21 protein-coding genes are annotated in these 24,543 nt (G+C 72.6%); 6 read left to right on the top strand and 15 right to left on the bottom strand.

The genetic code is table 11. The features are described 5' to 3' along the window. Positions 1–175: 175 nt before the first annotated feature. On the bottom strand, positions 176–733 hold the full coding sequence (locus GXW83_RS08520) for a DUF3291 domain-containing protein (RefSeq protein ID WP_182442474.1): 558 nt from the start codon (positions 731–733) through the stop codon (positions 176–178). Positions 734–876: 143 nt separating this feature from the next. Beyond that, entirely contained in the window at positions 877–1,926 is a 1,050-nt protein-coding gene (locus tag GXW83_RS08515) for a LacI family DNA-binding transcriptional regulator (protein ID WP_182442473.1), read from the bottom strand. Positions 1,927–2,180: 254 nt separating this feature from the next. Between GXW83_RS08515 and GXW83_RS08510 the strand changes: the two genes are divergently transcribed. Together GXW83_RS08510 and GXW83_RS08505 are read left to right on the top strand one after the other, a co-directional pair. Then, positions 2,181–3,536 (top strand): ricin-type beta-trefoil lectin domain protein, encoded by a 1,356-nt coding sequence (locus GXW83_RS08510; protein WP_182442472.1) that lies wholly within the window; start codon positions 2,181–2,183, stop codon positions 3,534–3,536. A 31-nt stretch (positions 3,537–3,567) separates the two neighbouring features. Next, a complete protein-coding gene (locus GXW83_RS08505; protein ID WP_182442471.1) occupies positions 3,568–5,826 on the top strand; it encodes a ricin-type beta-trefoil lectin domain protein in 2,259 nt (752 codons plus the stop codon). A 78-nt stretch (positions 5,827–5,904) separates the two neighbouring features. On the opposite strand, the gene GXW83_RS08500 is transcribed toward GXW83_RS08505, so the two are convergent. Beyond that, positions 5,905–6,444, bottom strand: a complete 540-nt coding sequence (locus GXW83_RS08500; protein WP_182442470.1) for a YceI family protein — start codon at positions 6,442–6,444, stop codon at positions 5,905–5,907. A 32-nt stretch (positions 6,445–6,476) separates the two neighbouring features. Then, on the bottom strand, positions 6,477–7,124 hold the full coding sequence (locus tag GXW83_RS08495) for an FMN-dependent NADH-azoreductase (protein ID WP_182442469.1): 648 nt from the start codon (positions 7,122–7,124) through the stop codon (positions 6,477–6,479). 101 nt (positions 7,125–7,225) lie between these two features. On the opposite strand from GXW83_RS08495, the gene GXW83_RS08490 reads away from it, so the two are divergent. Beyond that, positions 7,226–7,615 (top strand): helix-turn-helix domain-containing protein, encoded by a 390-nt coding sequence (locus GXW83_RS08490; RefSeq protein ID WP_182442468.1) that lies wholly within the window; start codon positions 7,226–7,228, stop codon positions 7,613–7,615. A 161-nt stretch (positions 7,616–7,776) separates the two neighbouring features. Here the strand turns inward: GXW83_RS08490 and GXW83_RS08485 are convergent, their stop codons facing one another. The 9 genes from GXW83_RS08485 to GXW83_RS08445 all read right to left on the bottom strand — a co-directional run bounded on the left by GXW83_RS08485 (position 7,777) and on the right by GXW83_RS08445 (position 19,114). Next, positions 7,777–9,189 (bottom strand): DHA2 family efflux MFS transporter permease subunit, encoded by a 1,413-nt coding sequence (locus tag GXW83_RS08485; RefSeq protein WP_182442467.1) that lies wholly within the window; start codon positions 9,187–9,189, stop codon positions 7,777–7,779. A 95-nt stretch (positions 9,190–9,284) separates the two neighbouring features. After that, entirely contained in the window at positions 9,285–10,706 is a 1,422-nt protein-coding gene (pcaB, locus tag GXW83_RS08480) for a 3-carboxy-cis,cis-muconate cycloisomerase (RefSeq protein ID WP_182442466.1), read from the bottom strand. Next, on the bottom strand, positions 10,703–12,694 hold the full coding sequence (locus GXW83_RS08475; protein ID WP_182447168.1) for an FAD/NAD(P)-binding domain-containing protein: 1,992 nt from the start codon (positions 12,692–12,694) through the stop codon (positions 10,703–10,705). Before GXW83_RS08475 ends, pcaB begins: the two co-directional genes overlap by 4 nt. Before the next feature lie 58 nt (positions 12,695–12,752). Next, positions 12,753–13,730: a prephenate dehydrogenase gene (locus GXW83_RS08470; protein ID WP_225446843.1), complete on the bottom strand. Its 978-nt coding sequence runs from the start codon at positions 13,728–13,730 to the stop codon at positions 12,753–12,755. Beyond that, complete coding sequence (locus GXW83_RS08465; RefSeq protein ID WP_225446842.1) at positions 13,715–14,632, bottom strand: phytanoyl-CoA dioxygenase family protein; 918 nt, start codon at positions 14,630–14,632, stop codon at positions 13,715–13,717. Before GXW83_RS08465 ends, GXW83_RS08470 begins: the two co-directional genes overlap by 16 nt. A 35-nt stretch (positions 14,633–14,667) precedes the next feature. Further along, entirely contained in the window at positions 14,668–15,732 is a 1,065-nt protein-coding gene (hppD, locus tag GXW83_RS08460; RefSeq protein WP_182442465.1) for a 4-hydroxyphenylpyruvate dioxygenase, read from the bottom strand. Beyond that, the gene (locus tag GXW83_RS08455; protein ID WP_182442464.1) at positions 15,729–17,027 is read right to left on the bottom strand and encodes a beta-ketoacyl synthase; all 1,299 of its coding nucleotides are present in this window, start codon (positions 17,025–17,027) and stop codon (positions 15,729–15,731) included. The genes hppD and GXW83_RS08455 overlap by 4 nt, the downstream gene beginning before the upstream one ends. Then, entirely contained in the window at positions 17,024–18,673 is a 1,650-nt protein-coding gene (locus tag GXW83_RS08450) for a class I adenylate-forming enzyme family protein (protein ID WP_182442463.1), read from the bottom strand. Before GXW83_RS08450 ends, GXW83_RS08455 begins: the two co-directional genes overlap by 4 nt. Before the next feature lie 177 nt (positions 18,674–18,850). After that, positions 18,851–19,114 carry an acyl carrier protein gene (locus tag GXW83_RS08445; RefSeq protein WP_182442462.1) on the bottom strand — a complete coding sequence of 88 codons (264 nt, stop codon included), beginning with the start codon at positions 19,112–19,114 and terminating at the stop codon, positions 18,851–18,853. A gap of 17 nt (positions 19,115–19,131) precedes the next feature. Here GXW83_RS08445 and GXW83_RS08440 point away from each other — a divergent pair, with 17 nt between their 5' ends. Further along, positions 19,132–19,872: a 4'-phosphopantetheinyl transferase superfamily protein gene (locus GXW83_RS08440; RefSeq protein WP_182442461.1), complete on the top strand. Its 741-nt coding sequence runs from the start codon at positions 19,132–19,134 to the stop codon at positions 19,870–19,872. Between the two features lie 10 nt (positions 19,873–19,882). Here the strand turns inward: GXW83_RS08440 and GXW83_RS08435 are convergent, their stop codons facing one another. Together GXW83_RS08435 and GXW83_RS08430 are read right to left on the bottom strand one after the other, a co-directional pair. Continuing rightward, on the bottom strand, positions 19,883–21,286 hold the full coding sequence (locus GXW83_RS08435) for a class I adenylate-forming enzyme family protein (protein WP_182442460.1): 1,404 nt from the start codon (positions 21,284–21,286) through the stop codon (positions 19,883–19,885). 261 nt (positions 21,287–21,547) lie between these two features. Continuing rightward, positions 21,548–22,627 carry an alpha-hydroxy acid oxidase gene (locus GXW83_RS08430; RefSeq protein ID WP_182442459.1) on the bottom strand — a complete coding sequence of 360 codons (1,080 nt, stop codon included), beginning with the start codon at positions 22,625–22,627 and terminating at the stop codon, positions 21,548–21,550. A gap of 179 nt (positions 22,628–22,806) precedes the next feature. Here GXW83_RS08430 and GXW83_RS08425 point away from each other — a divergent pair, with 179 nt between their 5' ends. Both GXW83_RS08425 and GXW83_RS08420 read left to right on the top strand, forming a co-directional pair. Next, on the top strand, positions 22,807–23,451 hold the full coding sequence (locus GXW83_RS08425) for a TetR/AcrR family transcriptional regulator (RefSeq protein ID WP_182442458.1): 645 nt from the start codon (positions 22,807–22,809) through the stop codon (positions 23,449–23,451). 46 nt (positions 23,452–23,497) lie between these two features. Then, positions 23,498–24,538: an alpha/beta hydrolase gene (locus GXW83_RS08420; RefSeq protein ID WP_182442457.1), complete on the top strand. Its 1,041-nt coding sequence runs from the start codon at positions 23,498–23,500 to the stop codon at positions 24,536–24,538. Positions 24,539–24,543: the final 5 nt, after the last annotated feature.

Raw genomic sequence — 24,543 nt, 5'->3', positions numbered from 1 at the left:
AAACGACAGAATGGCGCGGCCAGAGTTCCTTAGGCCTGCGTCAGCTGCAGTGTCGATGTGCCCCGTCGGAGGACAGGCTGCGCCAGGACCCTACCCTGCCCCCAGACCGTGGGCTGCGTCGGGGGCGCGGCCGGTCGAGGGGTTGGCGGCGAGGGCAGTCGTGCAGGTTGGCTGGTCAGCGCGCCTGGTCGGTGTTCGGGGCGGTGGCTTTGGTCGTGGTCGGCGTTGCGTCCGGGGCGAACGAGTGGTGGAAGGTGAAGGCGTGCGGCGCGGAGCCGTGGTCGTGGAGGTGTTCCAGCCGGGAGACCCCGTCCTGCCAGGTGGGCGTTACGCCGTCGGAGACCCACCAGAGCACGTGGCCCGGGTGTCCTGTCCTCTCGAACCAGTCGTAGCGCCTGTTCAGCGCCTCACGGTGGAGACCGGTGTAGACGGCGTCGAAGGCGGGGCGCTGGTCGGTCCACAGCGAGAGGGTCGCGGCCAGGGCGGTGGTCTCCGGCGTACGGCCCTTGCCGTACCAGGACGGTACCGCGAACGCTCCCCACCCACCCCAGTCCGAGTCGAAGAGTGCGCCCCGGCCGGGGTCTGCCGCTTCCGCGTGAGCGAGGTATCCGGGGTGATGGCTGATCTTCCGGTAGACGGCCTCGCCGGTGTCGTAGAACTCGCGTGTGAGAAGTGCGGGATCGGCGAGAGGCGACTTCAGGACGCCGAAGGTGTACAGCGCAAGATGGGGCATGCATCTCTCCCTGGTTGAGGAACTCCCGTGCGGCCGTGGGCGATCGCCGAAGACCAGGTGAAGGTAGCTGCTCCTGCGGACCATGTCGACGTTGCGTTTTCCCCGTCCCCGTGGCCCCTTGCACCGGTTCTGCGGGGGGCGGGTCAGGCGGATTCGCGGATGACCAGGGTGGGGTGGAAGACGGCGGACTGGAGGGCCTCGGCGGGGTCGCTGATCTGCTGGAGCAGCAGCTGCGCCATGCGTGCGGCCATCTCCTCCAACGGCTGGCGGACGGTGGTCAGTTGCGGGTCGCAGGCCAGGGCGGCGCTGCTGTCGTCGAAGCCGACCAGGGCGACGTCCTGCGGGACGCTGCGCCCCTCGCGTCCGAGCACCGGCAGGGCGCCCAGCGCCATCAGGTCGGAGGCGACGAACACGGCGTCGAAGTCCGGTGATTCGGCGAGCAGTCGGCGCATCGCGGCCGCGCCGCCGGCCTGGGTGAAGTCGCCCTCGGCCACCCCGGCTTCGGCGAGGCCGTGCGCGGCCAGCGCCTCGCGGAAGCCGGTGAGCCGCTCCTGGCTGGCGGGCATGTCCATGGGCCCGGCGATGGTGGCGATCCGCCGCCGCCCGGCCGAGACCAGGTGCTCGACGGCCAGCGCCGCGCCGGCCCGGTGGTCGGCCTCGACGAAGCTGATCGGGGTGGTCTGGCCCGGGCGTCCGGACAGCACCGCCGGAACCCGCGCCTCGGCGAGCATCCGGGGCAGCGGATCGGCGACATGGCCGCAGATCAACACCACGCCGTCGACGTGGCCCTGGCGCAGGTAGCTGACCAGGTTGGCGCGCGAGGCGGCGTCGTCCACCAGCATCAGCACCAGTTGCACGCCGCGCGGGCGGATGACCTCCATGACGCCGGTGACGACGCGTCCGAAGAAGGGGTCGGTGAACATCCGGCCGAGGAAGGGGTCGGCGACCGGGCGCTGTTCGGCCTCGGAGACGACCAGGGCGATGGAGTCGGTGCGGCGGGTGACCAGGGAGCGCGCCGCGCGGTTGGGCACGTAGTCGGTCTCCGCGACCGCGCGTTCCACGAGTTCGCGCATGGCCGGGTCCACCGTGGTGTTCCCGTTGATGACGCGGGAGACGGTGGCCCTGGACACTCCGGCTACCCGGGCGACGTCCTCCAGCGTGACCGACCCGGTGGACGGCGGCTTTCTGTTCATAGCGCAGTTATACCCAAAGAGTCCGTCATCGAGGGGGCGGCCGGGACAGCGGGGGCGTGCGCACCCGGATGGTAATGATCCTTACCCATAATTGGTCCAGACCCTTGACGCGAGCATGGCCCCCTAGTTCAATCACACCTTGAACAAAGAGCCATACAAAGATCCCGGCAGGTTCCACCTCTTGAACGCACGCGGCTCTCCCCCCACGCCGGTGCGCACCCTCCCCCACGCCTCGTCCCCGCAGGAGGACAGCCATGTTCCGGCCCCGTGCCAAGAGAACCGCCACCGCCGCCGCACTCCCGCTGGCCGCGCTGGGTCTGCTGCTCGGCAGCACCCCCGCCGCACACGCCGCCAGCAGCGCCTTCCCCGCCCACTACGCCGCGCCCTACCTGCAGATATCGAGCAGCGACGCGGGCGACATGGCCGCCGACATGAACGCCACCGGACTGAAGGACTACACCCTGGCGTTCCTGATCCCGCAGTCCGGCTGTACCCCGGAGTGGGAGGACGACGGCTCCGGGGTCGGCGCCTTCACCTCGCAGATCAACGCGCTGAAGGCGGCGGGCGGCAACGTCATCATCTCCTTCGGCGGGGCCGACGGCGGTGAGCTGGCGCAGACCTGCACCTCGGTGACCTCGCTCACCGCCGCGTACGCCAACGTGGTCAACACCTACGGGGTCACCCGGCTCGACTTCGACATCGAGGGCGGTGTGCTGGACGACTCCTCCGCCAACACCCTGCGCAACAAGGCACTGGCGGCGTTGCAGGCGGAGAACCCGGCCGTGCAGATCGACTACACGCTCGCGGTCGCGCCCAACGGCCTGCCCTCCGAGGAGCTGGGCGTGCTGCAGGGTGCCAAGAGCGCGGGCGTCAACGTCAGCACCGTCAACCTGATGACGATGGACTTCGGCGACGGCCAGAACGCGCTGGCCGACGCGGAGTCGGCCGCCACCGACACCGCCTCGCAGCTGGCCAGTCTGTACGGGATCTCCACCGCCGCCGGCTACGCCAAGGAGGGGCTGACCCCGATCGCCGGGCAGAACGACGACAACGAGGTCTTCTCCCAGTCCAACGCCTCCACCCTGGAGAGCTTCGCCGCCGCCAACGGCGTTCAGGAGCTGTCCTTCTGGGAGGTCGACGGCTACGACAAGCCGGTCGGCTACGCCTACTCGAAGATCTTCAACAAGATCACCGGCGGCAGCAGCGGCGGTGGCGGCGGCTCCACCGCGACCGGCCAGATCACCGGTTACGGCGGCCTGTGCGTGGACGACCGCTCGGCCTCGACCGCCGACTACAACCCGGTCCAGGTCTACACCTGCAACGGAACCGCCGCCCAGCAGTGGACGGTTGCCTCCGGCAACACCCTCCAGGTGCTGGGCAAGTGCCTGGACGTGGACGCGGCCGGTACCGCCAACGGCACCGCCGTGGACCTGTACGACTGCAACGGCACCGGCGCGCAGGTCTGGCAGCCGCAGTCGGACGGAGCCCTGTTGAACCCGGAGTCCGGCAAGTGCCTGGACGACACCGGCTGGTCCACCACCCCCGGCACCCAGCTGCAGATCTGGTCCTGCACCGGAGCCGCCAACCAGCAGTGGAACCTGCCCAGTTGATCCCGGACGCGGGCTTGTGAAGGAGGAACGGATGCACCACCCGACACCACGGACGGGCCGACTGCGGCCGGGCACCACCGGCGGCATCGCCCTGGCGGCGTTCGCGCTCGCCCTGGCCGGACCCGGCACGGTCACCGCCGCCCACGCCGCCGCGCCCGGCACCACCCACGCCGCCGCCCACGCCAAGGCACCGACCGCAGCTGCCAGGACCGCCACGGTCAAGGCCGCCGCCACCGGCGCCACCGGGCCGATCACCGGTTACGGCGGCCTGTGCGTGGACGACCGCTCGGCCTCGACCGCCGACTACAACCCGGTCCAGGTCTACACCTGCAATGGAACCACCGCCCAGCAGTGGACCGTGGCCTCCGGCAACACCCTCCAAGTCCTGGGCAAGTGCCTGGACGTGGACGCGGCCGGTACCGCCAACGGCACCGCCGTGGACCTCTACGACTGCAACGGCACCGGCGCCCAGGTCTGGCAGCCCCAGTCCGACGGAGCCCTGTTGAACCCGGCCTCCGGCAAGTGCCTGGACGACACCGGCTGGTCCACCACCCCCGGCACCCAGCTGCAGATCTGGTCCTGCACCGGAGCCGCCAACCAGCAATGGAACCTGCCCAGTTCGGGCGGCGGCGGTGGCGGCAGCGCCCCGAACCTCGGGCCGAACGTGCTGACGTTCACCCCGTCGATGTCCAGCGCCACCATCCAGAGCGAGATCAACAGCGTCTACAGCCAGCAGCAGTCCAACCAGTTCGGCACCAGCCGCTACGCGCTGCTGTTCGCGCCCGGCAGCTACAACGTCAGTGTGCCGGTGGGCTTCTACACCCAGGTGGCCGGGCTCGGACTGTCGCCGACGCAGACCACCATCACCGGCGGCGGCGTCAGCGCCGACGCCAGTTGGAACAGCGGCAACGCCACCGAGAACTTCTGGCGCTCGGCCGAGAACCTGACGCTGGACCCCTCCTCCGGCACCACCGAGTGGGCGGTGTCGCAGGCGTCCCCGCTGCGCCGGGTGAACGTCGAGGGCAATCTCGTCCTGGACGACAACGGCGGCTGGTCCAGCGGCGGCTTCCTCGGCGACTCGGTCGTCACCGGCCAGGTGAACTCCGGCAGCCAGCAGCAGTGGCTGTCCCGGAACGACCAGGTCGGCAGCTGGACCGGCTCCAACTGGAACATGGTCTTCGTCGGCGACAGCGGCACGCCCTCGACCAGCTTCCCCAACCCGCCCTACACCAGCGTGGCGCAGACGCCCACCAGCGCGGAGGCGCCGTTCCTGTACGTCGACGGCACCGGCGCCTACCACGTCTTCGTCCCGGCCGACCGGAGCAACTCGGTGGGCACCGACTGGTCCGGCGGCAACCCGGCCGGGACCTCGCTGCCGATCAGCGACTTCTACATCGCCACCCCGTCCGACACCGCCGCCACCATCAACGCGGCGCTTTCGGCCGGGAAGGACCTGATCTTCACCCCGGGCGTGTACCAGCTGAACGGCACCATCAACGTGAACAACCCGGACACGGTCGTCCTCGGCCTGGGCCTGGCCACGCTGGTGGCGAACGGCGGGACCACCGCCCTCTCGGTGGCCGACGTCAACGGCGTGAAGGTCACCGGCCTGATCATCGACGCGGGCAGCACCAACTCGCCGGTGCTGATGCAGGTCGGCCCGAGCGGCTCCAGCGCCGGCCACGCCGCCGACCCGACCGTCCTGTCCGACGTGTACTTCCGCATCGGCGGGGCGACCGTGGGCAAGGCCAGTGAGACGCTGCAGATCAACAGCAGCAACGTGATCGGCGACAACATGTGGCTGTGGCGGGCCGACCACGGCAATAGCGGAACCGTCGGCTGGACCACCAACACCGCCGCCAACGGCCTGGTCGTCAACGGCGCGAACGTCACGCTGTACGGGCTGGCGGTCGAGCACTACCAGCAGTACCAGGTGCAGTGGAACGGCAACGGCGGCAGCACGTACTTCTACCAGAGCGAGATGCCGTACGACCCGCCGAACCAGGCGGCGTGGATGAACGGCAGCAGTGACGGGTACGCGTCCTACAAGGTCGGCGCCGGCGTCACCAGCCACCAGGCGTACGGCCTCGGCGTGTACTGCTACTTCGACGTCAACCCGGCCGTGACGGCCGACCATGCCATCGAGGCCCCCGACACCTCCGGGGTCAAACTGCACGACATGGTCACCGTCTCGCTGGGCGGCACCGGGACGATCGACCACATCGTCAACGGGACCGGCGCCGCAGTGGACTCCGGCAGCACGGTGGCGGACCTGGTCAGCTACCCCTAGCCGGTGGAACGCGGATGCCCGGACGGGGAGTCACGACTCCGTCCGGGCATCCACGTGCGCGCTCGGCGCAGGCCGCGCTCAGCGGCGGCTGAAGCGGAGCGCCAGGACGACCGTGGTCAGGCCCTTCAGCATGCCGGCGCGGTTCCAGTCCATGCCGAAGTCGGCGCGGTCCACCGTCACCTCGCCGCTCAGCGTGACGTCGTCCGGCCCGGCGGCGGCCGTGCGGACGGTGAAGGCGAACGGCTTGGTGGTGCCCAGGATCGTCAGCCTGCCGGTGACCTCGGCGGTCCCGGCCGAGGCGCCGCTGCCGGGGACGACCCGGTCGGCGGTGAAGACGAAGGCCGGGTGCTGCTCGACCGCGAAGAAGTCCGCGGAGCGCAGGTGGGTGTCGAGCTTGGACTTGCCGGAGGCGACGGAGGCGGCGGCCACGGTCAGCGTGCCGTGCGCGGAGCCGTCGGCGGCCGTCTCCCCCTCCCCGCTGACCTCGGTGAACGAGGCGGCAACGGTGACCAGGCCCCACATCGACTTGTGCCGGATGCCGACCGTGGACGCGGGTGCGTCCAGGAGCCAGTGGCCGACGTCGAGCCGGGCGCCGGTACGGTCGGAGGAGTCGGACATGATGGTTCCCTTCGCAGCGGTGGTGCGGTCCGTCAGGCGGCGAGCTGGATCGCCAGCTCCTTCGCCTTGGCCTTGGCGTCCTCGTGGGCCTGGGCACGCGAGGCGTCGGCCTTGTCGACCAGCTCGGCCATGGCCGGGTTGGACCGGGCCATGGTCAGCTCCGGCACGATGAATTCGACCTTAAGCCCCAGCAGGCCGCTCAGCAGCTTCTCCAGGTAGTTCTGGACGAACTCGAAGCCCTCGCGCGGGGTGCCCGGGGCGTAGGAGCCGCCGCGCGAGGCCACCACCACGGTCGGGGTGCCCGCGGCGGAGGGGTTCTCCCCGGCGGTGCGGCCCATCAGGACGACCTGGTCCAGCCACGCCTTGAGGGTGGAGGGAACCCCGAGGTTGTACATGGGGGCGCCGATGACGATGGCGTCCGCCTGCTCCAGCTCGCTGATCAGCTCCTCGCGCACGGCGGCCGCGGCGCGCTGCGCCTCGGTGTGGGTGGCGGGGTCGGCGAAACCGGCGGTGATCCCGGCGGCGTCCAGGTGCGGCGGAAGGGTGGCGGCCAGGTCGCGGTAGACGACCGTGCCCTCCGGGTGCTGCTCCTGCCAGGCCGCCCGGAACGAGGCGGTGACCTCACGCGAGGCGGAGCCCTCGAAGAGGGCGGAGGAGTCGATGTGCAGCAGCGTGGCCATGAAAAGCTCCCAAAAGCGTCGTTCTTTTTCGTACGGAACTATGGGTTACACACTAGCTTACTTTTTCGCAGCGGCAAGGGGCGGTCGCGTAAGCTGTCCCCATGACGACGGAACAGGTACTGCCGGGCTCCGACCAGGGTGAGGCGTTCTGCACCGAGGCAGGCAGTGCCGTGGAGCGCGTCTTCAGGCTGCTCGGCAAGCGCTGGACCGGCCTGATCGTCGCCTCGATGATGGGCGGGCCGGTGCACTTCGCCGAGTTCCGCCGGGCCGTCCCCGGCATCAGCGAACGCGTGCTCTCCGACCGGCTGACCGAGCTGGCCGCCGCCGGGCTGGTGCTGCGCCAGGTCGATCCCGGGCCACCGCTGCGGGTCAGCTACCGGCTGACCGAGGTCGGGGCGGGGCTGCGCCCGGCCCTGGCCGAGTTGGGGCGCTGGGCCGAGGAGTGCCTGCCCTCGGACGCCGGCTGCCCGGGACAGCGCCCCACCTGCTGAACCGGCCCCCGGGCACGGGAACGGCGCCGCGCCCCGCGAAGGACTCGCGGGGCGCGGCGCCGTCGACGTACGGGCGCCGTCTGCGTACGGGCGGGTGCCGTCTGCGTACGGGCGGGTGCCGTCTGCGTACGGGCGGGTGCCGTCTGCGTACGGGTGCCGGTTTACTCCGGGCCGCGGCGGCGGATGGTGAGGGCCGAGACCGCGGCCACCGCCGAGCACCCGGCGCAGGCCAGGAACGTGTCCAGGTAGCCCTTGTCGCCGAGCATGCCGCTGTGCTGCAGGATGGCCGCCAGCGCGGCGATGCCGAGCGCGCCGCCCGCCTGCCTGGCCGTCATCAGCAGCCCGGTGCCGGAGGCGAAGCGCTCGGGCGGCAGCGAGCGGGCGGCGGCGGTGGAGAGCCCGGTGAGCGCCGCGCCGATGCCGACCCCGGCCACGACGCCGATCGGCAGCCACAGCGCCAGGTAGCGCTTCTCGGTGCCGAGCAGCAGGTACATCAGCGCGCAGGAGCCGGCGAAGAGGGCCGAGCCGGTCAGCACCGCCAGCCACTGCTTGGCCGGGCCGATCCGGCGGCCGACCACCATCGCCCCGGCCGCCGCGCTGAACGCGCCGGGGGTGACCGCCAGCCCGGCCTTCAGCTCGGAGTAGCCCCAGACGGTGTTCAGGAACAGCAGGGTGCTGAGCAGGTAGGCGTACATGGCCGCGCCGAACAGCAGCGAGGTGAGGTTGGTCCCGGCGAAGGTGCGGCTCTGCCAGAGGTCCCACTCGATGGCGGGCGAGACGTGGCGGCGCGACAGCGCCAGGGCCAGGGCGGTCAGCAGCGCGCCGCCGATCAGCAGGGTCAGCACCGAGCCGGAGCCCCAGCCCCAGGCGCTGCCCTGGGTGACGCCGAAGACCAGGCCGCTCATGCCGAGCGCCAGCGCGACGACGCCGACCGGGTCGGGCATCCGCCGCCCGCTGGGGGCGTCGGCGCTGACGCCGCGCACGGCCAGGCCGACGAAGACCACGCCCAGCGGCAGGTTGATCAGGAAGACCGCGCGCCAGCCCCAGACGTTGACCAGCAGCCCGCCGAGGCTGGGGCCGACGGCGGCGGCCATGCTGCCGACCGCGCCCCAGACGCCGATCGCGGCGGCGCGGCGGGCGGGCGCGGTGTGCGCCAGCACCAGGCCGAGCGCGGCCGGGATCATGCCCGCCGCGGCGATGCCCTGCAGGGTGCGGGCGGCGACCAGCGTCGGCAGGTTCGGCGAGACGCCGCTGAGCAGCGAGGCGACGGTGAACAGCGAGGTGGAGATGAGGAACAGCCGCCGCCGTCCGAGGATGTCGGCGACCCGCCCGGCGACCGCCAGCAGCGCCGCGAAGACCACGGTGTAGGCGGTGATGACCCAGGTCAGGTGGGAGAGCGGCTCGGTGCGGAAGTCGGAGCGCAGGCTGGGGAAGGCGACGTTGACGACCGTGGTGTCGAGCACGGCGAGGAAGGTGGCCCCGGAGGCGACCACGAGGGCCAGCCGGGAGGCGGCGGACGCCGGTGCGCCGGCCGTGCTGTCGCCGGTCTCCGGCCGGGGTGAGGTGGTCGTCATGCCGGGGGTTCCCTCCGTCGTCGGGCTGCGGATCGTCGGGTGTGCGCGGGCGAACGAACAGCACGAGGGTACTATGAAAACGAACGATCGTGCATCTATTCGTCCAGTGCCTTTTCGCGGCCCGGGCGGTCCAGCGCCCGATCGGTCAGCAGCAGCGCCGCGCCCAGGTAGCCGGACGGGTCCAGCAGGGCGTCCAGCTCCTCCGGGGTGAAGCGGCCCTTGACCTCCGGGGCCTGCGCCAGCACCTCCGCCAGCGGCCGGCCGTCGGCCGCGGCCTCGGCCGAGACCCGGCTCAGCACCTCCTTGGCGGTGACCTTGCCCAGCACCGGTGCGAGCACCGCGGCCGCCCGCTCGGAGACCACCAGGCCACCGGTCAGCCCCAGATTGGCCCGCATCCGCTCCGGGAAGACGCTCAGGCCGGACGCCAGCTCCCGCGCGGTGTACGCCGCTCCCCCGGCCAGCCGCAGGCACTCGCGCAGCGGCAGCCACTCCGCGTGCCAGCCGCCCGCCGAGCGCTCGTCCTCGGACATCAGGCACTGGCCCAACACGCTCGCGTAGGCCGGGACTTGGATGGCGGCCGAGCGGATCAGCGTGGCCAGGGCCGGATTGCGCTTGTGCGGCATGGCCGAGGACACCCCGCGCCCGTCGGCGGCCGGCTCCGCCAGCTCGCCGGTCTCGGTCCGCGCCAGCGACTGCACATCCACCGCGATCTTGCCCAACACCCCGGTGGCCAGAACCAGTTCGGCCGCCAGCGCGGCCACCGGGGTGCGGCTGGAGTGCCACGGCAGCTCCGGCGCGGCCAGACCCACCTCGGCGGCGTAGGCGTCCACCAGCCGCAGCGCGTACTCCTCCGGGGCGGCGCCGAAGCCGGGCTCCAGCCGGGCGTACTCCACGTACCCGGCCAAGGTGCCTGCCGCGCCGCCCAGTTGCACCGGCAGCCGCTCGGCGCGCAGCGCCCGCAGCCGGTCCGCGGCGTCGGCGACCGAGGCCCGCCAGCCCGCCGCCTTCAGGCCGAAGGTGGTCGGCACCGCGTGCAGCGCCAGCGTCCGGCCGGGCATGGGCGTGTCGCGGTGGGCCAGCGCCAGTCCGCGCAGCGCCTCGGCGGTGGCGTCCAGATCGGCCACCAGCAGGCCCAGCGTGCGCCGGGCCACCAGCATCAGCCCGGTGTCGAAGATGTCCTGGCTGGTCGAGCCGCGGTGGACGAACTCGGCTGCCTGCGGCGAGTGTTCGGCGACCAGCGCGGTGAACGCCCGTACCAGCGCCACCACCGGGTTGGCCGCGCCCCGGCTCGCCCGGGCGATCGCGGTCAGGTCCAGCAGTTCGGCGCGGGCCAGTCCGCTGATCGTCCGGGCCGCCTCCGGCGGCACCGTGCCCAGCCGTGCCTGCGCCCGGACCAGCCCGGCCTCGGCGTCCAGCATCGCCTGCAGCCATGCCTCGTCGGCGGTGGCCGCCTCGGCCGGGGTTCCGGCCCGCACCGGGCTCAGCAGTCCGGAGTCGGCGCCTGCGGGAAAGGTCATCGGGTCAGCTCCTCGATCGGGCGGCTCTCGCTGCTGCCGCTGCTCACGCGGCTCTCGCCGCCCCCGCCGCCGGACGGCTGCGGGGCGAGCGAGAGTACCGCCCGGGCGATGGCGTCGGAGTCCTGCAGGATCACCGAGTTGACCCCGGGCCGGATGCCGGCGGCGGTCGCCCAGTGCACCGACTCGGTCGGCACCCCGAAGGCGAAGCGGCGCGGGTGCGCCCGGCCCGCCGCGTCCACCAGCCGGTACGGCGAGGGGGTGACCGCCAGGCCGCCGGTCTCGTACCCGCCGCCCGCGGCGTCGCCGATCTCGTACGGGCGGCACTGGCCCTCGGCGAGCAGCCACAGCAGCAGCGGATCGGCGGTCTCGCGCAGCTCGATGCCCGGCAGCCGGGCCTCGACCAGCGCGGTGGCAGTGGTGCGCGAGCCGGGAACGGCGGCCGACTCCACCGTGAACACCCCTGCCGCGTCGTCCAGTTCGGCGCGCACCTCGGGGCCCAGCACCCGCAGCACCCCGGCCTCGATCAGCGCGATGGCCTGGGCGATGCGCTGCGCCGGCGGCCCGATCGACAGGAAGGCGTTCAGCGGGGTGTACCAGCCGTCCAGATCCCGGCGGTGCGAGTCGCCGGTCAGGCCGCCGTGGTCGACCACCTGCCGGACCTCGTTGCGCAGATCCCGCAGCACGTCCAGGGCGGCCTTGAGCGGGCCGTCGACATTGCCCGCGCGGGCCTCGTCCAGATCGCCGCGCAGATGGTCCAGCAGCCAGCCGTGGAAGTCCTCCGGGGAGCCGAACTTCCGCCCCAGGTAAGGCCGGGAGATCCGGGACCAGTCCCAACGCTGATCGGCGTCGACACCGAAGGCGTCCAGCAGCTGCGCCTCCGCGCCGCCCGCCTCGGCGGCCAGGTACCGCGCCCGCAGCTCCTCGGCCTCGGCCGCCCGGCCCTGCCGGGTCAGCAGCGCGGTGTAGTACACCGCCTCGACCTCCTTGGCGATCAGCGGCCACAGCTGGGTGCGGAAGTCCAGCCCGCCCTGCCGCCGGGCGCTGCGGCGCAGCAGCTCCACCGCCTCCGGGGTGAGCAGCGCCGGCAGGTGCCGCCCGTGCGGACCCTTCTGGTTCTCGCCGCGCGAGTGGAACGGCAGCCCGCGCCGGGAGCCGGCCACCATCAACGGCTCCAGCCCGGACGGCCGGTAGACCAGCCGCTCGCCGCGGTACTCGAACCGCCCGCCCCGGCCGAGCGTCAACAGGGCCGTGTAGTCGAAGAAGTTGAGGCCCAGGCCGAGCAGCGCCACGGTCTCGCCCGGGCGGACGGCGGCGAGGTCCACGTCGGCCGGGTTGGAGGGGGCGATGTAGGTCAGGGCGTGCCGCTTGGCGAAGTCCGCCCGCTCGGCCTCGGACGCCGAGCCGCGCGCGGGCAGGTGGCCCTGGGCCAGCACCACCGCGTGCAGCCCGGACAGCCGGACGCCGTCCTCCAGCAGGACGCGCTGGGTGCCGTCCGCCTCCTCCTCCAGCGCCACCGCCCGGCTGCGGTGCGCCAGCACCCGCACCCGGCCCGGGGCGGTCCTGGTCACCCGCTGGAACACCCACTCCAGGTAGCGGCCGTAGAACGCCCGGGTGGGGTAGGAGTCCGGGCCCAGGGTGCGGGCCTCGGCCAGCACCTGCTCGCTGTAGCTGCCGCCGTCGATCGGGCCCATCAGGGTGAGGAACCTGGCCCACTCGTACAGGCTCGGGCCGGGCGCCAGCGGACCGGCCAGGGTCACGCTCTCGTCGGTGAACATGGTGACCTGCCCGGCCACGGTGTTCATCAGCAGGTGCGGCGACTGGCCGGTGCGCCAGACCTGTCCGGGGCCGGGCGGGAACGGGTCCACCACGTGGACGGTGACCGGCCCCTCGCCGACGCCGGCCGCCGCGTTGGCGCAGAGCCGCTCCAGGACCGAGAGCCCTCGCGGTCCCGCGCCGACGAGGCAGATCTCGAACTGCGGACTGTTCATGGTCACGGCCTCCACGGTGTCGTCGGTCGGTACGGGGTGCGTCGGCATCGGGGCGGCCTCAGAGCTGCGCGGCGGCCGCGCCGCTGAGCTGCCGCGTCTCGGCGGCGCGGTTCGGGTCGGCGCGGTTCGGGTCGGCGCGGTTCGGGTCGGCGCGGTTCGGGTCGGCGGCGCGGGCCGGGATCCGGGCCTGGCCCTGCGCGCCGCGCAGCAGCGCCGCGCCCAGCTCGGCGGTGCCGCGGTGGCGGGCCTGCGGGTCGTCGAGGCCGAGATCCCGCAGGGCGTCCAGCACCACGTGCAGGTCCAGCGCCAGATCGCCGAGGATGTCGGCGACGGCCGCGGCGTTGGAGCCGAGGATGTCGGTCCACAGCCGGCTGTCGCCGCCGGCGATCCGGGTGGTGTCCCGCAGGCCCTGCCCGGCCACCCGCAGCTGCGCCTCGTCGCTGTGCAGCAGCCGGGCCGCGAGCAGGCTGGAGACCAGGTGCGGCGCGTGCGAGGTGAGCGCGACCGCGCGGTCGTGCTCGGTGTGCTCCATGAACTGCGCCCGGGCACCGCACGCCTCCACCAGGGCCAGCGCGCAGCTCACCGCGTCGTCGTGGGAGTGCGCCGACGGCGTCAGGATCCACGGGCGTCCGTGGAAGAGGTCGGCCCGGGCGGCCAGCGGACCGGACCGCTCGCTGCCCGCCATCGGGTGGCCGCCGACGTACCGGGCCAGATCCACCCCGCGCTCGGCGGCCTCCTGCTGCGGACCGGCCTTCACGCTGGCCACGTCGGTGAAGTACCGCGCCAGCGAAGCCTGTTGGGCCTCGCGCAGCACGGCGGCGGTGTGCCGCGGCGGTACCGCGATCACCGCCAGATCGACCGGCGCGCCCGGCCGCCCGGCGGTGCCCGCGCCCGCCGCGGCGGCGGTCAGCGCCGCCTGCGGGTCGCGGTCCACCAGGTAGGTGTCCACGCCCCGGCCGGTCAGGGCCAGGGCGACGGAGGCACCGATCAGGCCGGTGCCCACCACCACGGCGCTGCGCATCAGCTGCTGCGCCACAGCACGGGGCAGAACTCCGGGTCGCTGTAGTCCGGGGCGCCGTCGGCGGTCCGCCGAACCAGGGCGTCGTGGTTGTACGACACCTGCGAGCCGTCCGAGCGGCGGAAGTCGCGGTAGCGGTTGTCGCCGTCCTGCAGGTGGAAGGAGATGGCCCGGCGCGGCCGGTCGCTGACGTTGGCCCCGCTGCCGTGGTAGGTGCGGCAGTGGTGGAAGCTCATGTGGCCCTTGGGGATGATCATCGGGATCTTGGTGACCGTGGTGCCGTTGAACTCGGCGTTGGCCACCAGCATGGCCTCCAGCTGGCTGCGGTCGCGCTCGGCGAAGTGCAGCGAGGTCTCGTCGTTGACCGAGGTCTCCTCCCAGCGGTGGCTGCCGTCCACCATGGTGATGGTGCCCAGCTCCTCGGTGCAGTCGTGGAACGGGATGAACGCGGTCAGCATCCGCTCCGAGGTGCAGTTCGCCCAGTAGTGCCGGTCGAAGTGCCAGGGCACGATGTTGGACTGCTCGCCCGCCACCGGCGGCTTGTAGATCAGCGTGGACTGGAACGCCCGGATCTCGTCGGCCTGCGCCAGCCGCGCGGCGACGGCGCCCAGCAGCGGCTTGCGGAGGATGCCCGAGATGGTGTCGTCCTCGTAGTGGATGTAGTCGTTGTGGCGCTGGACCTGGCCCTTGGCCGGCTCCCAGTAGGCCAGCTTCGGCGGGCGGACGGGCAGCGTGCGGTCGCGGTGGCCGGCGTAGAAGCGCTCGCTCGCCGCCTCCAGCAGCTCGACCTCCTCGTCGGTGAACAGCTTCTTCGACAGGTACCAGCCGTGCTCGGCGTACGAGGCCACCTCGGCGTCGGAGGGCAGCAGTTCGCGCTCCTCCTCGGTCAGCGTGAACAGTGCGGAATCCTGGACGGTCACGAGACTTCCTTCGGTGCAGTTGAGTTGACGGTCAGTCAGGCAGTGGTGCGCTCACGGGCGACGGCCGCGTACAGGGCCTTGATGTTGCCGCTGCCGAAGGTGCGGGCCCCGTGCCGGTCGATGACCTCCCAGAAGAAGGTCCGCCGGACGTGCATGGACTGGGTGAAGATCTGGAACACCTGGCCCCAGTGGTCCTGGTCCACCAGGACGTTGGTGGAGCGCAGGTCGTCGATGGCCAGCTCCGGGCGGCCGAGCCGCTGCTCCAGCTCCGAGTAGTACGCCTCGGGCGTCTCCAGGAAGCGCACGCCGCGCTCCTCCAGGGTGCGGACCGCGCCGACGATGTCGTCCCCGAGCAGCGCCAGGTGCTGGACGCCGGCGCCGCCGTGGCGGGACAGGAAGGCGTCGATCTGGCCGGGGTTGCGGTCGGTCACCGGCTCGATCACGGTGAAGGTGACCTTGCCCGAGGGGCTCTGCACCACCTTGGAGTCCATGGCCTGCTCGCCGACCTCGATGAACTCCTCGAAGATCTGCGAGAAGCCGAACACCCGCTGGTAGAACTCGACGGTCCGGCCCAGCTCCCCGGCCGGGACGCAGATGGCCGCGTGGTCCACCAGCGTCAGCAGGTTCTCGACCTGCTCCGGGTCGGGCGCGAACATGTCCATCGCGCCCGGCAGGAACACCTCGCGGTCGCCGGAGCGCTCCACGAAGCGGTGGCTGACGTCGCCGAAGCCGAGGACGGTGGCGGTGACCACCCGGTCCTGGCCGGCCTCGTACACCGCCGGGCGCTCGACCGGGACCGCGCCCAGGGAGACGGTCCGCGCGAACGCCTCGGCGGCGTCGTCCACCTCGAAGGCGATGGAGGCGACCCCGTCGCCGTGCCGGGAGACGTACTGCGCGGCCGGGTGCTGCGGGGTCAGCGCGGAGGTCAGCAGCAGCTGGATGCCGCCCTGGCGCAGCAGCAGCGAGCGCTGGTCGGTCAGCCCGGTCTCCGGGCCGGCCTGGCCGCAGAGCCGGAAGCCGAAGGCGGTGCACAGGTAGAACGCGAACTGCTCGGCGTCGCCGACGTAGAACTCGACGTGGTCAACTCCTTCGATCCTCATGCGTGTTCCTTTCGTTCCCCGCTGCCGTGAGCGCGGGTCCGGCGGGTGGAGGGTGCACCGAGCAGCAGGCTCACGTTGTGGCCGCCGAAGGCGAAGGAGTTGGACAGCACGGCCCGGACGTCCTGTCGGCGGGCCCCGCCGACGACGTGGTCCAGCTCGCAGGCCGGGTCCGGGTCGTCCAGGTTGTGGGTGGGCGGCAGCGCGCCCTGGGCGACGGCCAGCGCGCAGATCGCGGCCTCGACCGCCCCGGAGCCGCCGAGCAGGTGCCCGGTCATGGACTTGGTGCCGCTGACCGCCGGGGAGCGCTCGGCGAAGACCGAGCGGATGGCCTTGGCCTCGGCGATGTCGCCGAGCTTGGTGGCGGTGCCGTGCGCGTTGACGTAGTCGACGTCGTCCGCGCCGAGCCCGCCGGAGGCCAGCGCGGAGCGCATGGCCTGGGCTGCCCCCTCGCCGTCCGGCCGGGGTGCGGTGGGCCGGTAGGCGTCGGTGCTGACGCCCCAGCCGAGCAGGTCGGCGTAGCCGGACGCGCCGCGGGCGTCGGCGAAGTCGGCCCGCTCGACCACCAGCACGCCCGCGCCCTCGGACAGCACGAAGCCCTTGCGCCGCCGGTCGAACGGCCGGCTGGCCGCCTCCGGGTCGTCGAAGCCGTGGGCCAGCGCCCGGGCGTGGGAGAACGCCAGCGCGGTGGTGGCGTTCAGCGGCGACTCCGCGCCGCCGCAGACCACCACGTCGGCCTCGCCGTAGCGGATCAGCCGGGCCGCCTCGGCGACCGCGTGCGCGCCCGCCGAGCAGGCCGTGGCGATCGCCGAACTCCAGCCCCGGATACCGTACTTGATGGCGATCCGGGCAGCCGCCATGTTCGGCAGCATGCCGGGCAGCAGGTACGGGCTGACCGCGGTCGGGCCGCGCTCGGCCCGCTCCAGCGCCTGTGCCTCGTACGTGGTCAGGCCGCCGGCGCCGCTGGAGACCACCACCGCCACCCGGGTCGGGTCGACGTCGGCGCCGACCACGATCCCGGCGTCGGCGATCGCGTCGTCCGCGGCGGCCAGCGCCATCAGTGCGAAGCGGTCCACCAGCCGGCCCTCGCTGGGCGGCAGCACCTCGGCCGGGGTGATGCCGGGCGCCATGCCGACCGAGTCGACCACGCCGAACAGCGGGTGGTCCTCGGGCGGGCGGCGCAGCCCGGACTTGCCGTGGCACAGGGCGTCGAAGAGGTCGGCCGCGCCCCGGCCGAGCGGGGTGAAGGCGCCCAGGCCGGTGACGACGGCCGCGGGCCCGCTGCCGGCCGGGCTCATACGGCGGCCGCCTCGGCGGTGCCGGCGAAGACCGCGGCCCCGTCCTTGAGGAAGCTCTCGCGCAGCAGGACCTTGCGGACCTTGCCGGTCGGGCCGAGCGGGATCAGCGCCGGGTCCACCACGACGACCTGGGTGACGGTGGCGGCGACGTGCTCGTCCAGCACCGCCAGCACCTCGGCGGTGCGGTCGGCCAGCTGGTCGGCGGCCGGGTCCAGGGTCAGCAGCACCGAGCTGGTGACCCTGCCCTCGTCGCTGACGGCGACGACGGTGCACTCCAGCACGTCCGGGCAGCCGGCCAGCACCTGCTCCTCGGAGAACGCGGTGTACAGGGTGCGGCCGCCGCCCAGGTCCACCGAGTCCACGGCCCGGTCCACGTGGAAGTAGAAGCCGGCCTCGTCGCGGTAGACCAGGTCTCCGGTGAGGAAGTAGCCGTCCCGGCGGGTGCGGTAGGTGGTGACCGAGTCGTTCCAGTAACCCAGGGACAGCGTCGGGGCGTTGATGCCCAACTGGCCGATCTGCCCGGCGCCGAGCTTCTCGCCGTCGTCGTCCAGGACGGCCACGTCGGAGAAGGCGTGCGGTTTGCCGATGCAGCGGCCGTAGTGCGCGGTCTCCGGGGTGTGGGTGATGAAGAACTGCGAGTGGCCCATCTCGGTGGAGCCGAGGCCGTCCACGAAGTGCGAGCCGGGGCGGCGCTGACGGCCGCCGGGGGCGAGCACCTCGCGGGTGCCGACCGCGATCAGCTTGCGGATGTGCGTCTCGTGGGCGCAGTCGCCGGTGTTCCACCAGGAGCGCACCGAGTCCAGCGCGCGGGCCGAGAGGTCGTGCCCGGCCAGCTCGGACCAGGTGGCGGAGAAGCCCAGCACGCACTCCGGCTGCCAGCGCTCGATGGCGTCCAGCACCGCCGGGCCGCCGGGGTCGGAGACCACGGCCAGCTGCACCCGGTTGGCCAGCGCCTGGTTGACCGCGATCACGGTCGCCACGTGCGCGGAGGGCAGCGCGCCGAGCATCCGGTCCAGTCCCTGCGGCTTGGGCAGGCTCAGCCGGTGCCGGACGGAGGCGAACAGGTTGTGGTGCGCGTGGGCGACGGCCTTGGGCAGGCCGGTGGTGCCCGAGGAGTGGGTGATCACCACCGGCTCGTTGGCGTAGTGCCGGTACGGGCGGGGAGCCGCCGCCGGGTCGCCCCCGCCCAGCTGCTTGACGTCCGCCAGCAGCGGGGCGCCGGGGTCGAAACCGTCGAGCACCGCCCGGTGCGCGGCGTCGGTGAGCACGCCCACGGCCCGTAGCCGCTGGATGTAGCGGGAGGCCGGATCCCCGGCGAGCCGGCCGTTGACGAGCGCCGGGATCGCGCCGAGACGGGCCAGCGCAAGGTAGTTGAGCACCTGGTCGGCGGCGTCGGTGGTGAACACCGCGACCGGGTCGCGCGGCTTGACGCCCAGGGCGTGCAGCGCCGCCGCCCGCGCGGCCACCCGCTCGCCGAGCCCGGCGAGGGTGAACGCCTGCCAGGCCGGGTGCCCGTCCACGTCGGTGTCGAAGGTGAGCGTGGGCAGGTCGAGGCCGTGGCCCCGCTCGATCAGTGCGGTGAGGATGTTCCCGACGCCGAGCGTCTGGTCTGCTGCGAGTTCCGCGCGGTCGTTTCTGGTGTTCATACCGCTGACGTCACCTTTCTTCTGTCGTGTGGACCGTGGAGCGGGCCGGCGGGCGGCGGGCGCCCCGGCCGGTCAGGTGCCGGAGTGCCCGCCCGGTGCCGTTCGGTCGTCGGCGGTCGTGGAAGTCGTGTGCGGTCGTGGAAGTCGTGTGCGGTCGGTCGGCTGCGCTGCCCGGCGTCAGGAGGAGAGCGCGGCGGGGGCGGCCCGCTCGACGATCTCCTTGACCAGGCCGTCGACGGTGAGCAGTGCGACGCTCTCCATCTCGTCCTCGTCGAACTTCACTCCGTAGGTGTCCTCGACCTGGATGGCGATCTCGGCCAGCGAGAGCGACTCCATGTCCAGGCCGGCCGGGCCGAGCGGGGTTTCGCCGGTCACGTCGGCGACGTCGTAGTTCATGTTCTTCAGGGCCTCGATGACGAACTGGTGGACCTCGGCGGACATCTGGTTCACTCCGTTTCATGAGCATGGAAAGGCGCCCGGGACATGAGGGTTCGGGCCTGGTGACGGTGTTGTGGAACACCACGGACGGGGACGAGCGCAGCAGGGCGCGCCGACTGCTGCTGCACGGCGCGGCGGCGGAACTCGGTGTCCCGGCGTCCGAGATCTGGGTGGACCATGAGCCCGGCGGGCGCCCGCTGCTCTGCGGGGCCGCCTCGGGGCTTCAGGTCAGCGTCAGCCACGCCCGGCGGGCGCTGGCGGTGGCGCTGTGCGGTGGCGCGGCGGTCGGCGTCGATGCCGAGCCGGTGCGCCGACTCTCCGGCGCGGCCCTGGCCAGGGCGTGGCTCGCCCCGGCCGAGGCACAGTGGGTCGCAGAGCTGTCCGGGCCGGAACAACAGGCCCTGGGCTTCCTGTGGTTGTGGACGCAGAAGGAGGCGGCCGGAAAGGCGTTGGGGCGGGGCCTGCGGGCGGGCGGCATGAGCAGGCAGGTCGCCCTGCCGGAGGTCTGGCCTCCGGCCGTGGACGGGACGCCGGTGCTGCGGCCGCTGCCCGGTAACGAGCGGATCGCCTCCGGCGCCGCGCTGGTGGACGGGGGACGGCTGGTGCTGGGTGTCGCGGCGGAGGGGCCCGGCCCGGTCGGCCGGGTGGCGCTGCATCGGGCAGCCCTGCCGCCGGTCCATGCGGCCGATCTGACGACCAGTGACATGACGGTCAGTGAACTACGTTTGGATAAACGACCGTTGGATGACCCAGCGGGGTGAGTGCTCCGCTTCATCGGGCGGCCAGCGATCGGGCGGCGGCGCGCAGGATCTGCGCGTTGCGTATCGGCTTGCCGGTCGCGGTGCGAGGAAGCTCGGCCAGGACGTAGAGGTTGCGTGGCCGCTTGTAGGGGGCGAGCCGGCCGGCCAGGGTGTCGGCCAGGCTGTCCGGGCTGAGCGGCCCGGAGACGGTGACGTACGCCTCGATGCCGGACTCGTGCACCACCACCGCTTCGGTGACCCCGGGCAGGGCGCAGATCGACGCCTCCACCTCGGAGAGGTCCACCTTGAGGCCGCCGATGGACACCTGGGAGTCCAGCCGTCCGTGTACGGTGAGCAGTCCGGTGGCCGGGTCCAGGCTGCCGGCGTCCTTGGTGCGCAGCCAGCCGTCCAGGTAGCGGGCGGGATCCTCCAGCCCGACGTACGGGGAGTCCGTCAGGCCGAGCAGGATCTGCCCGTCCTCGATCCGGACCCGCATGCCCTCGGCCGGGGTGAGGCCGGGGCTGGTGGCGCCGGTCAGGTCGGTGGCGATGACACCGGCCTCGGTCATCCCGTACATGGCGCCCAGCTCCGCGCCGTAGCCCTTGGTGAAGCGCTCGCGGACGTGGTCCTTGAGCACCTCGCCGCCGGTCACCATGCGGCGCAGCTGCGGCAGCCGGGGAGGGTTGCGGGCGGTGGCGAGCAGCGCCGTCTGCGACGGCACCCCGAGCAGGGTGGTGGGCTCCGGTCCGGCGGCGACCGCCTTGACCACGCCCTCCAGGGTCTGCGTGGTCGGCAGCACCACCTGCGAGCCCCCGGCCAGCCCGTACAGCAGGCCGCCGACCAGGCCGAGGACGTGGACGATGGAGGCCAGCACGACGGTGCGTTCGCCGCGCCGGGGGAAGCCCTCCAGCCGCCCGTAGCGGTCGATCTCCTCCAGCAGGCTGCCGACCCGGCGGCCGATCACCTTGGAAGGGCCGGTCGATCCGGAGCTGAGCTGCAGCAGGGCGTGGTCGGTGGCGGCGACCGCGCGGCCGCCGTGCAGCGGGGTGATCCGGGTGCCGATGTCGACGTAGCCGCGGAACTTGCCGGTGATCTCGCCGTCCGGCTCGACCACCAGGCGGGGGCTGAGCCGGGCGACGGCCCGGCCCACCTCGTGCGGGGTCAGCCGGTAGTCGAGCAGGGCGACCTGCGCCCCGGCCCGCCACCCGGCCAGCATGGCGACGATGCACGCCAGCGACGGCGGGAGGCGTAATGCGATCCCGCCTCCGGGCTGCAGGCCGGCCTCCTGGTAGCGCGCCTGCTCCTCGGCGACCAGCAGCCGCAGCTGCCCCCGGCTCACCGGCTCCCCCAGGTGCAGTACGGCGTCCCGATCGGCTCCGCGGAGCAGGACCTCGTCGACCCAGTCGCACCCGGTGCTCGCGGGCCTGCTCGGCACTGTTCCCCCCACAGCGATCCCCACCCATCTCAGAATTCGGATGATTCCTTGCGGTGTTGCCCCGTGCTGCCCCCAGCCTTCATCATTGCCAGCGCGTTGACAAGTAAAGACTGACTGAATTCCTACCGGCGGGCAGATGGCAGCACATTATGGCCGATGAATTGATCGGGGCAGGCCGGGGCGCCGTCCAGCGCCCGCGCGGACAGTGAACGGAAAACTGCTCTTTCCTGACGGAATTGTGTGCGGTCCAGCCGCGTCCCGTCAGTCCCTGATCACGCCCGAACGGTCGAAGTCTGCGACGGCGGGCCTTCCCATCAGCGCCATCACCTCGTCGAACTCGTCGATCAGCCCCCGCAGGACGCCTGCCGCGCCCTCACTTCCGGAATGGGCGAGTCCCCACAGGACCGGGCGCCCGACGAATACCGCGTCAGCGCCGAGGCAGAGTGCCCGGGCAATATCGGCACCGTGCCGGATTGATCCGTCGAGAATGATCCGACATCGGCCGGCGACGGCGTCCGCGATTTCCGGGAGCACGTCGGCGGCAGCGGCCGCGAAATCGAGCTGGCGGCCGCCGTGATTGGAGACGACAATTGCCTGGACGCCGTGCCGCACGGCCAGCTCGGCGTCCTCGGCGGTGAGCACGCCCTTGAGCACCAGCGGCAGCGCGGTGAGCTCCCGGAGCCAGGCCAGATCCGCCCAGGTGATCGAGGCGTCGAACTGCTCGCGCGAGTGGCGGGCGAGCGCCGATCCCCCGGCCAGCTCCTGGTGCGCGGAGGACATCACCTCGGGATCGACGTTGACCGCGCTGATCCCCTCGGGGACGGCGAAGCCGTTGCGGGCGTCCCGGGGCCGGTAGGCCACCCTGGGCGCGTCCACGGTCAGCACCAGCGCCTCGAAGCCCGCCGCCTCGGCCCGTTTCACCAGCTCGGCCAGGGCGTCTCGGCGCCTGAGCCAGTAGAGCTGGAGCCACAGCGGGCCGGTCGCCGCGGCGGCGATCTCCTCCAGCGTGCGGCTGGCGAAGATGCTCACGGTGAACAGGGCGCCGACCGAGCCGGCCGCCTGCGCCGTGGCCACCTCCCCCTCGGGGTGGGCCAGCCGGTGGTACGCCATCGGCGCCACGCCGATCGGCGCGCCCAGCGCGGAACCGAGCAGAGTCGTCCCGGTGTCACAGCCAGTGACGTCGACCAGGCAGCGCGGACGCAGCCGCAGCCGGTCCAGCGCCGACCGATTGGCCGTCAGCATGGACTCCGTCCCGCTTCCGCCCGCGAAGAAGTCCCAGACCGGAAGGGGTAGTCGCGCCCGTGCCGCAGCCTCGTAGTCAGCGAGCGACAGCTGTGCCATTCGATGATCCCCCGTAAGGATGCTCGACGCCCCCGCGCAACAAAAAGTAACCGCACGCCCGTGCTGGTACTACAGTCTTGCATAGTGTCCGCACGGTCGTCCACTTAAGTATCCTTGTGCCAGTGGGACGGCCACAGCACGTGAGGGCCACATCCCCTTGAGAAGAGAAGAGGCGGCGCATGACAGGCGTACGCAAGGACAACCGGATCGAACGCGGCAACCAGACCAGGCGGCTGATCCTGGGAAGGACCGTGGAGATCGCCTCCGTGGAAGGTCTGGAGGGCCTGTCGCTGGGTCGGCTCGCCACCGAACTGGAGCTGAGCAAGAGCGGGGTCTTCGCCCTCTTCGGCTCCAAGGAGGAACTCCAGCTCGCCACTGTCCGCGCCGCCATAAAGATCTACATCGAGCACGTCGTTCAGCCCGCACGGGACGTCCCGCCCGGCCTCGGCCGGATCTGGCGGATGTGCGAGAGCTGGCTCACCTACTCCGAGCAGCGGGTCTTCCCCGGCGGCTGCTTCTTCTACTCGGTCACTGCGGAGTACGACGCCCGCAAGGGCATGGTGCACGATACGGTGGTCCAGGCCCGCAACAACTGGATCTCCTTCGTGGAGCAGACCATTGAGGACGCACGCGCCGCAGGCGAGCTGCACCAGGACACCGACGTCCCCCAACTCGCCTTCGAGATCGCGGCGTTCCTCGAAGCAGCCAACGCCGAGTCCGTCCTCCACGACGACCACACCAGTTACGCCAAGGCAGCAAGGGCCATCCTGAACCGGCTGCGCGCCACCGCGACCGATCCGTCGCAGCTGCCCGACAGTCCCTGACGTCGGCCGAGGTCCGCCAGGGCCCCGGCCCTGGCCGGAGAGACCCATGGCATTCGACCCGCAGTTCCACGCCCTGTACACGGCGCGGGCGGCGCACGACGTCCGCCCGCTGTACACCATGACGCTCGACGAGGCACGCGCGGCGGACCTCGCCGCCATCCAGGCCGACGCCGGGACGCCCGAACCGGTCGGCGCCGTCGCCGACCGCACCATCCCCGGGCCGCAGGGCCCGCTGCCGATCCGCGTCTACCGGCCCAACAGCGCGGCCCCGGAACCCGATCCGGGCAGCGGCCGGCTGCCGGTGCTGGTCTACTTCTTCGGCGGCGGCTGGACCCTCGGCAGCCTGGACACCAGCGACGCCATCTGCCGCAGCCTCACCAACGCGGCCGGCTGCCTGACCGTGGCCGTCGGCTACCGGCTCGCGCCCGAGGCCAAGTTCCCCGCCGCCGTGCACGACTGCTTCGCCGCAGTGCGCTGGATCGCCGACCACGCGGACGAGTTGGGCGCCGACCCGGCCAGGATCGCCGTCGGCGGCGACAGCGCGGGCGGCAACCTCAGCGCCGCCGTCACGCTGATGGCCCGGGACGCGGGCGGCCCCGCGCTGGCCGCACAGCTGCTGGTCTACCCCAACACCGACCACCTCGCCGACACCGCCTCCCGGCGCGAGAACACCGATCCGCTGCTGTTCAACGACAAGTCGGTGCAGTGGTACTGGGACAACTACCTGACCGACCCGGCCGACGGCGCCGACCCGCTGGCCTCCCCGCTGCGCGCCGCCGACCACTCCGGGCTGCCGCCCGCGCTGGTCATCACTGCCGAGTACGACCCGCTCCGGGACGAGGGCGAGGCGTACGCCCAACGGCTGCGCGAGAGCGGGGTGTTGGTGGAGCAGACCCGCTACCAGGGCGTCCCGCACGGCTTCTTCGCCATGTCCGGCACGCTGGACGCCGGGCGCAGCGCCCTGTCCCAGGCGGCGTCCTACCTACGCAACGCCTTCGCCGCCGACGCCCCGGCGCCCGCCGCAGCAGCAGCAGCAGCACGCAACGCCGCAGCGCCCGCCGCCGACCGCACCGATCCGAGAGGCTGACCGCC

Origin of the sequence: Streptacidiphilus sp. PB12-B1b (genome assembly GCF_014084125.1) — a bacterium.
GTDB lineage: Bacteria > Actinomycetota > Actinomycetes > Streptomycetales > Streptomycetaceae > Streptacidiphilus.
The sequence above is the reverse complement of the archived record's forward strand: the minus strand, read 5'-3'. Positions and strand labels throughout refer to the sequence as shown.

Coding starts and splice junctions, on each gene's coding strand:
- GXW83_RS08520 (WP_182442474.1), bottom strand. CDS start 733: ATGCCCCATCTTGCGCTGTACACCTTCGGCGTCCTGAAGTCGCCTCTC.
- GXW83_RS08515 (WP_182442473.1), bottom strand. CDS start 1,926: ATGAACAGAAAGCCGCCGTCCACCGGGTCGGTCACGCTGGAGGACGTC.
- GXW83_RS08510 (WP_182442472.1), top strand. CDS start 2,181: ATGTTCCGGCCCCGTGCCAAGAGAACCGCCACCGCCGCCGCACTCCCG.
- GXW83_RS08505 (WP_182442471.1), top strand. CDS start 3,568: ATGCACCACCCGACACCACGGACGGGCCGACTGCGGCCGGGCACCACC.
- GXW83_RS08500 (WP_182442470.1), bottom strand. CDS start 6,444: ATGTCCGACTCCTCCGACCGTACCGGCGCCCGGCTCGACGTCGGCCAC.
- GXW83_RS08495 (WP_182442469.1), bottom strand. CDS start 7,124: ATGGCCACGCTGCTGCACATCGACTCCTCCGCCCTCTTCGAGGGCTCC.
- GXW83_RS08490 (WP_182442468.1), top strand. CDS start 7,226: ATGACGACGGAACAGGTACTGCCGGGCTCCGACCAGGGTGAGGCGTTC.
- GXW83_RS08485 (WP_182442467.1), bottom strand. CDS start 9,189: ATGACGACCACCTCACCCCGGCCGGAGACCGGCGACAGCACGGCCGGC.
- pcaB (WP_182442466.1), bottom strand. CDS start 10,706: ATGACCTTTCCCGCAGGCGCCGACTCCGGACTGCTGAGCCCGGTGCGG.
- GXW83_RS08475 (WP_182447168.1), bottom strand. CDS start 12,694: ATGAACAGTCCGCAGTTCGAGATCTGCCTCGTCGGCGCGGGACCGCGA.
- hppD (WP_182442465.1), bottom strand. CDS start 15,732: ATGAGGATCGAAGGAGTTGACCACGTCGAGTTCTACGTCGGCGACGCC.
- GXW83_RS08455 (WP_182442464.1), bottom strand. CDS start 17,027: ATGAGCCCGGCCGGCAGCGGGCCCGCGGCCGTCGTCACCGGCCTGGGC.
- GXW83_RS08450 (WP_182442463.1), bottom strand. CDS start 18,673: ATGAACACCAGAAACGACCGCGCGGAACTCGCAGCAGACCAGACGCTC.
- GXW83_RS08445 (WP_182442462.1), bottom strand. CDS start 19,114: ATGTCCGCCGAGGTCCACCAGTTCGTCATCGAGGCCCTGAAGAACATG.
- GXW83_RS08440 (WP_182442461.1), top strand. CDS start 19,132: ATGAGCATGGAAAGGCGCCCGGGACATGAGGGTTCGGGCCTGGTGACG.
- GXW83_RS08430 (WP_182442459.1), bottom strand. CDS start 22,627: ATGGCACAGCTGTCGCTCGCTGACTACGAGGCTGCGGCACGGGCGCGA.
- GXW83_RS08425 (WP_182442458.1), top strand. CDS start 22,807: ATGACAGGCGTACGCAAGGACAACCGGATCGAACGCGGCAACCAGACC.
- GXW83_RS08420 (WP_182442457.1), top strand. CDS start 23,498: ATGGCATTCGACCCGCAGTTCCACGCCCTGTACACGGCGCGGGCGGCG.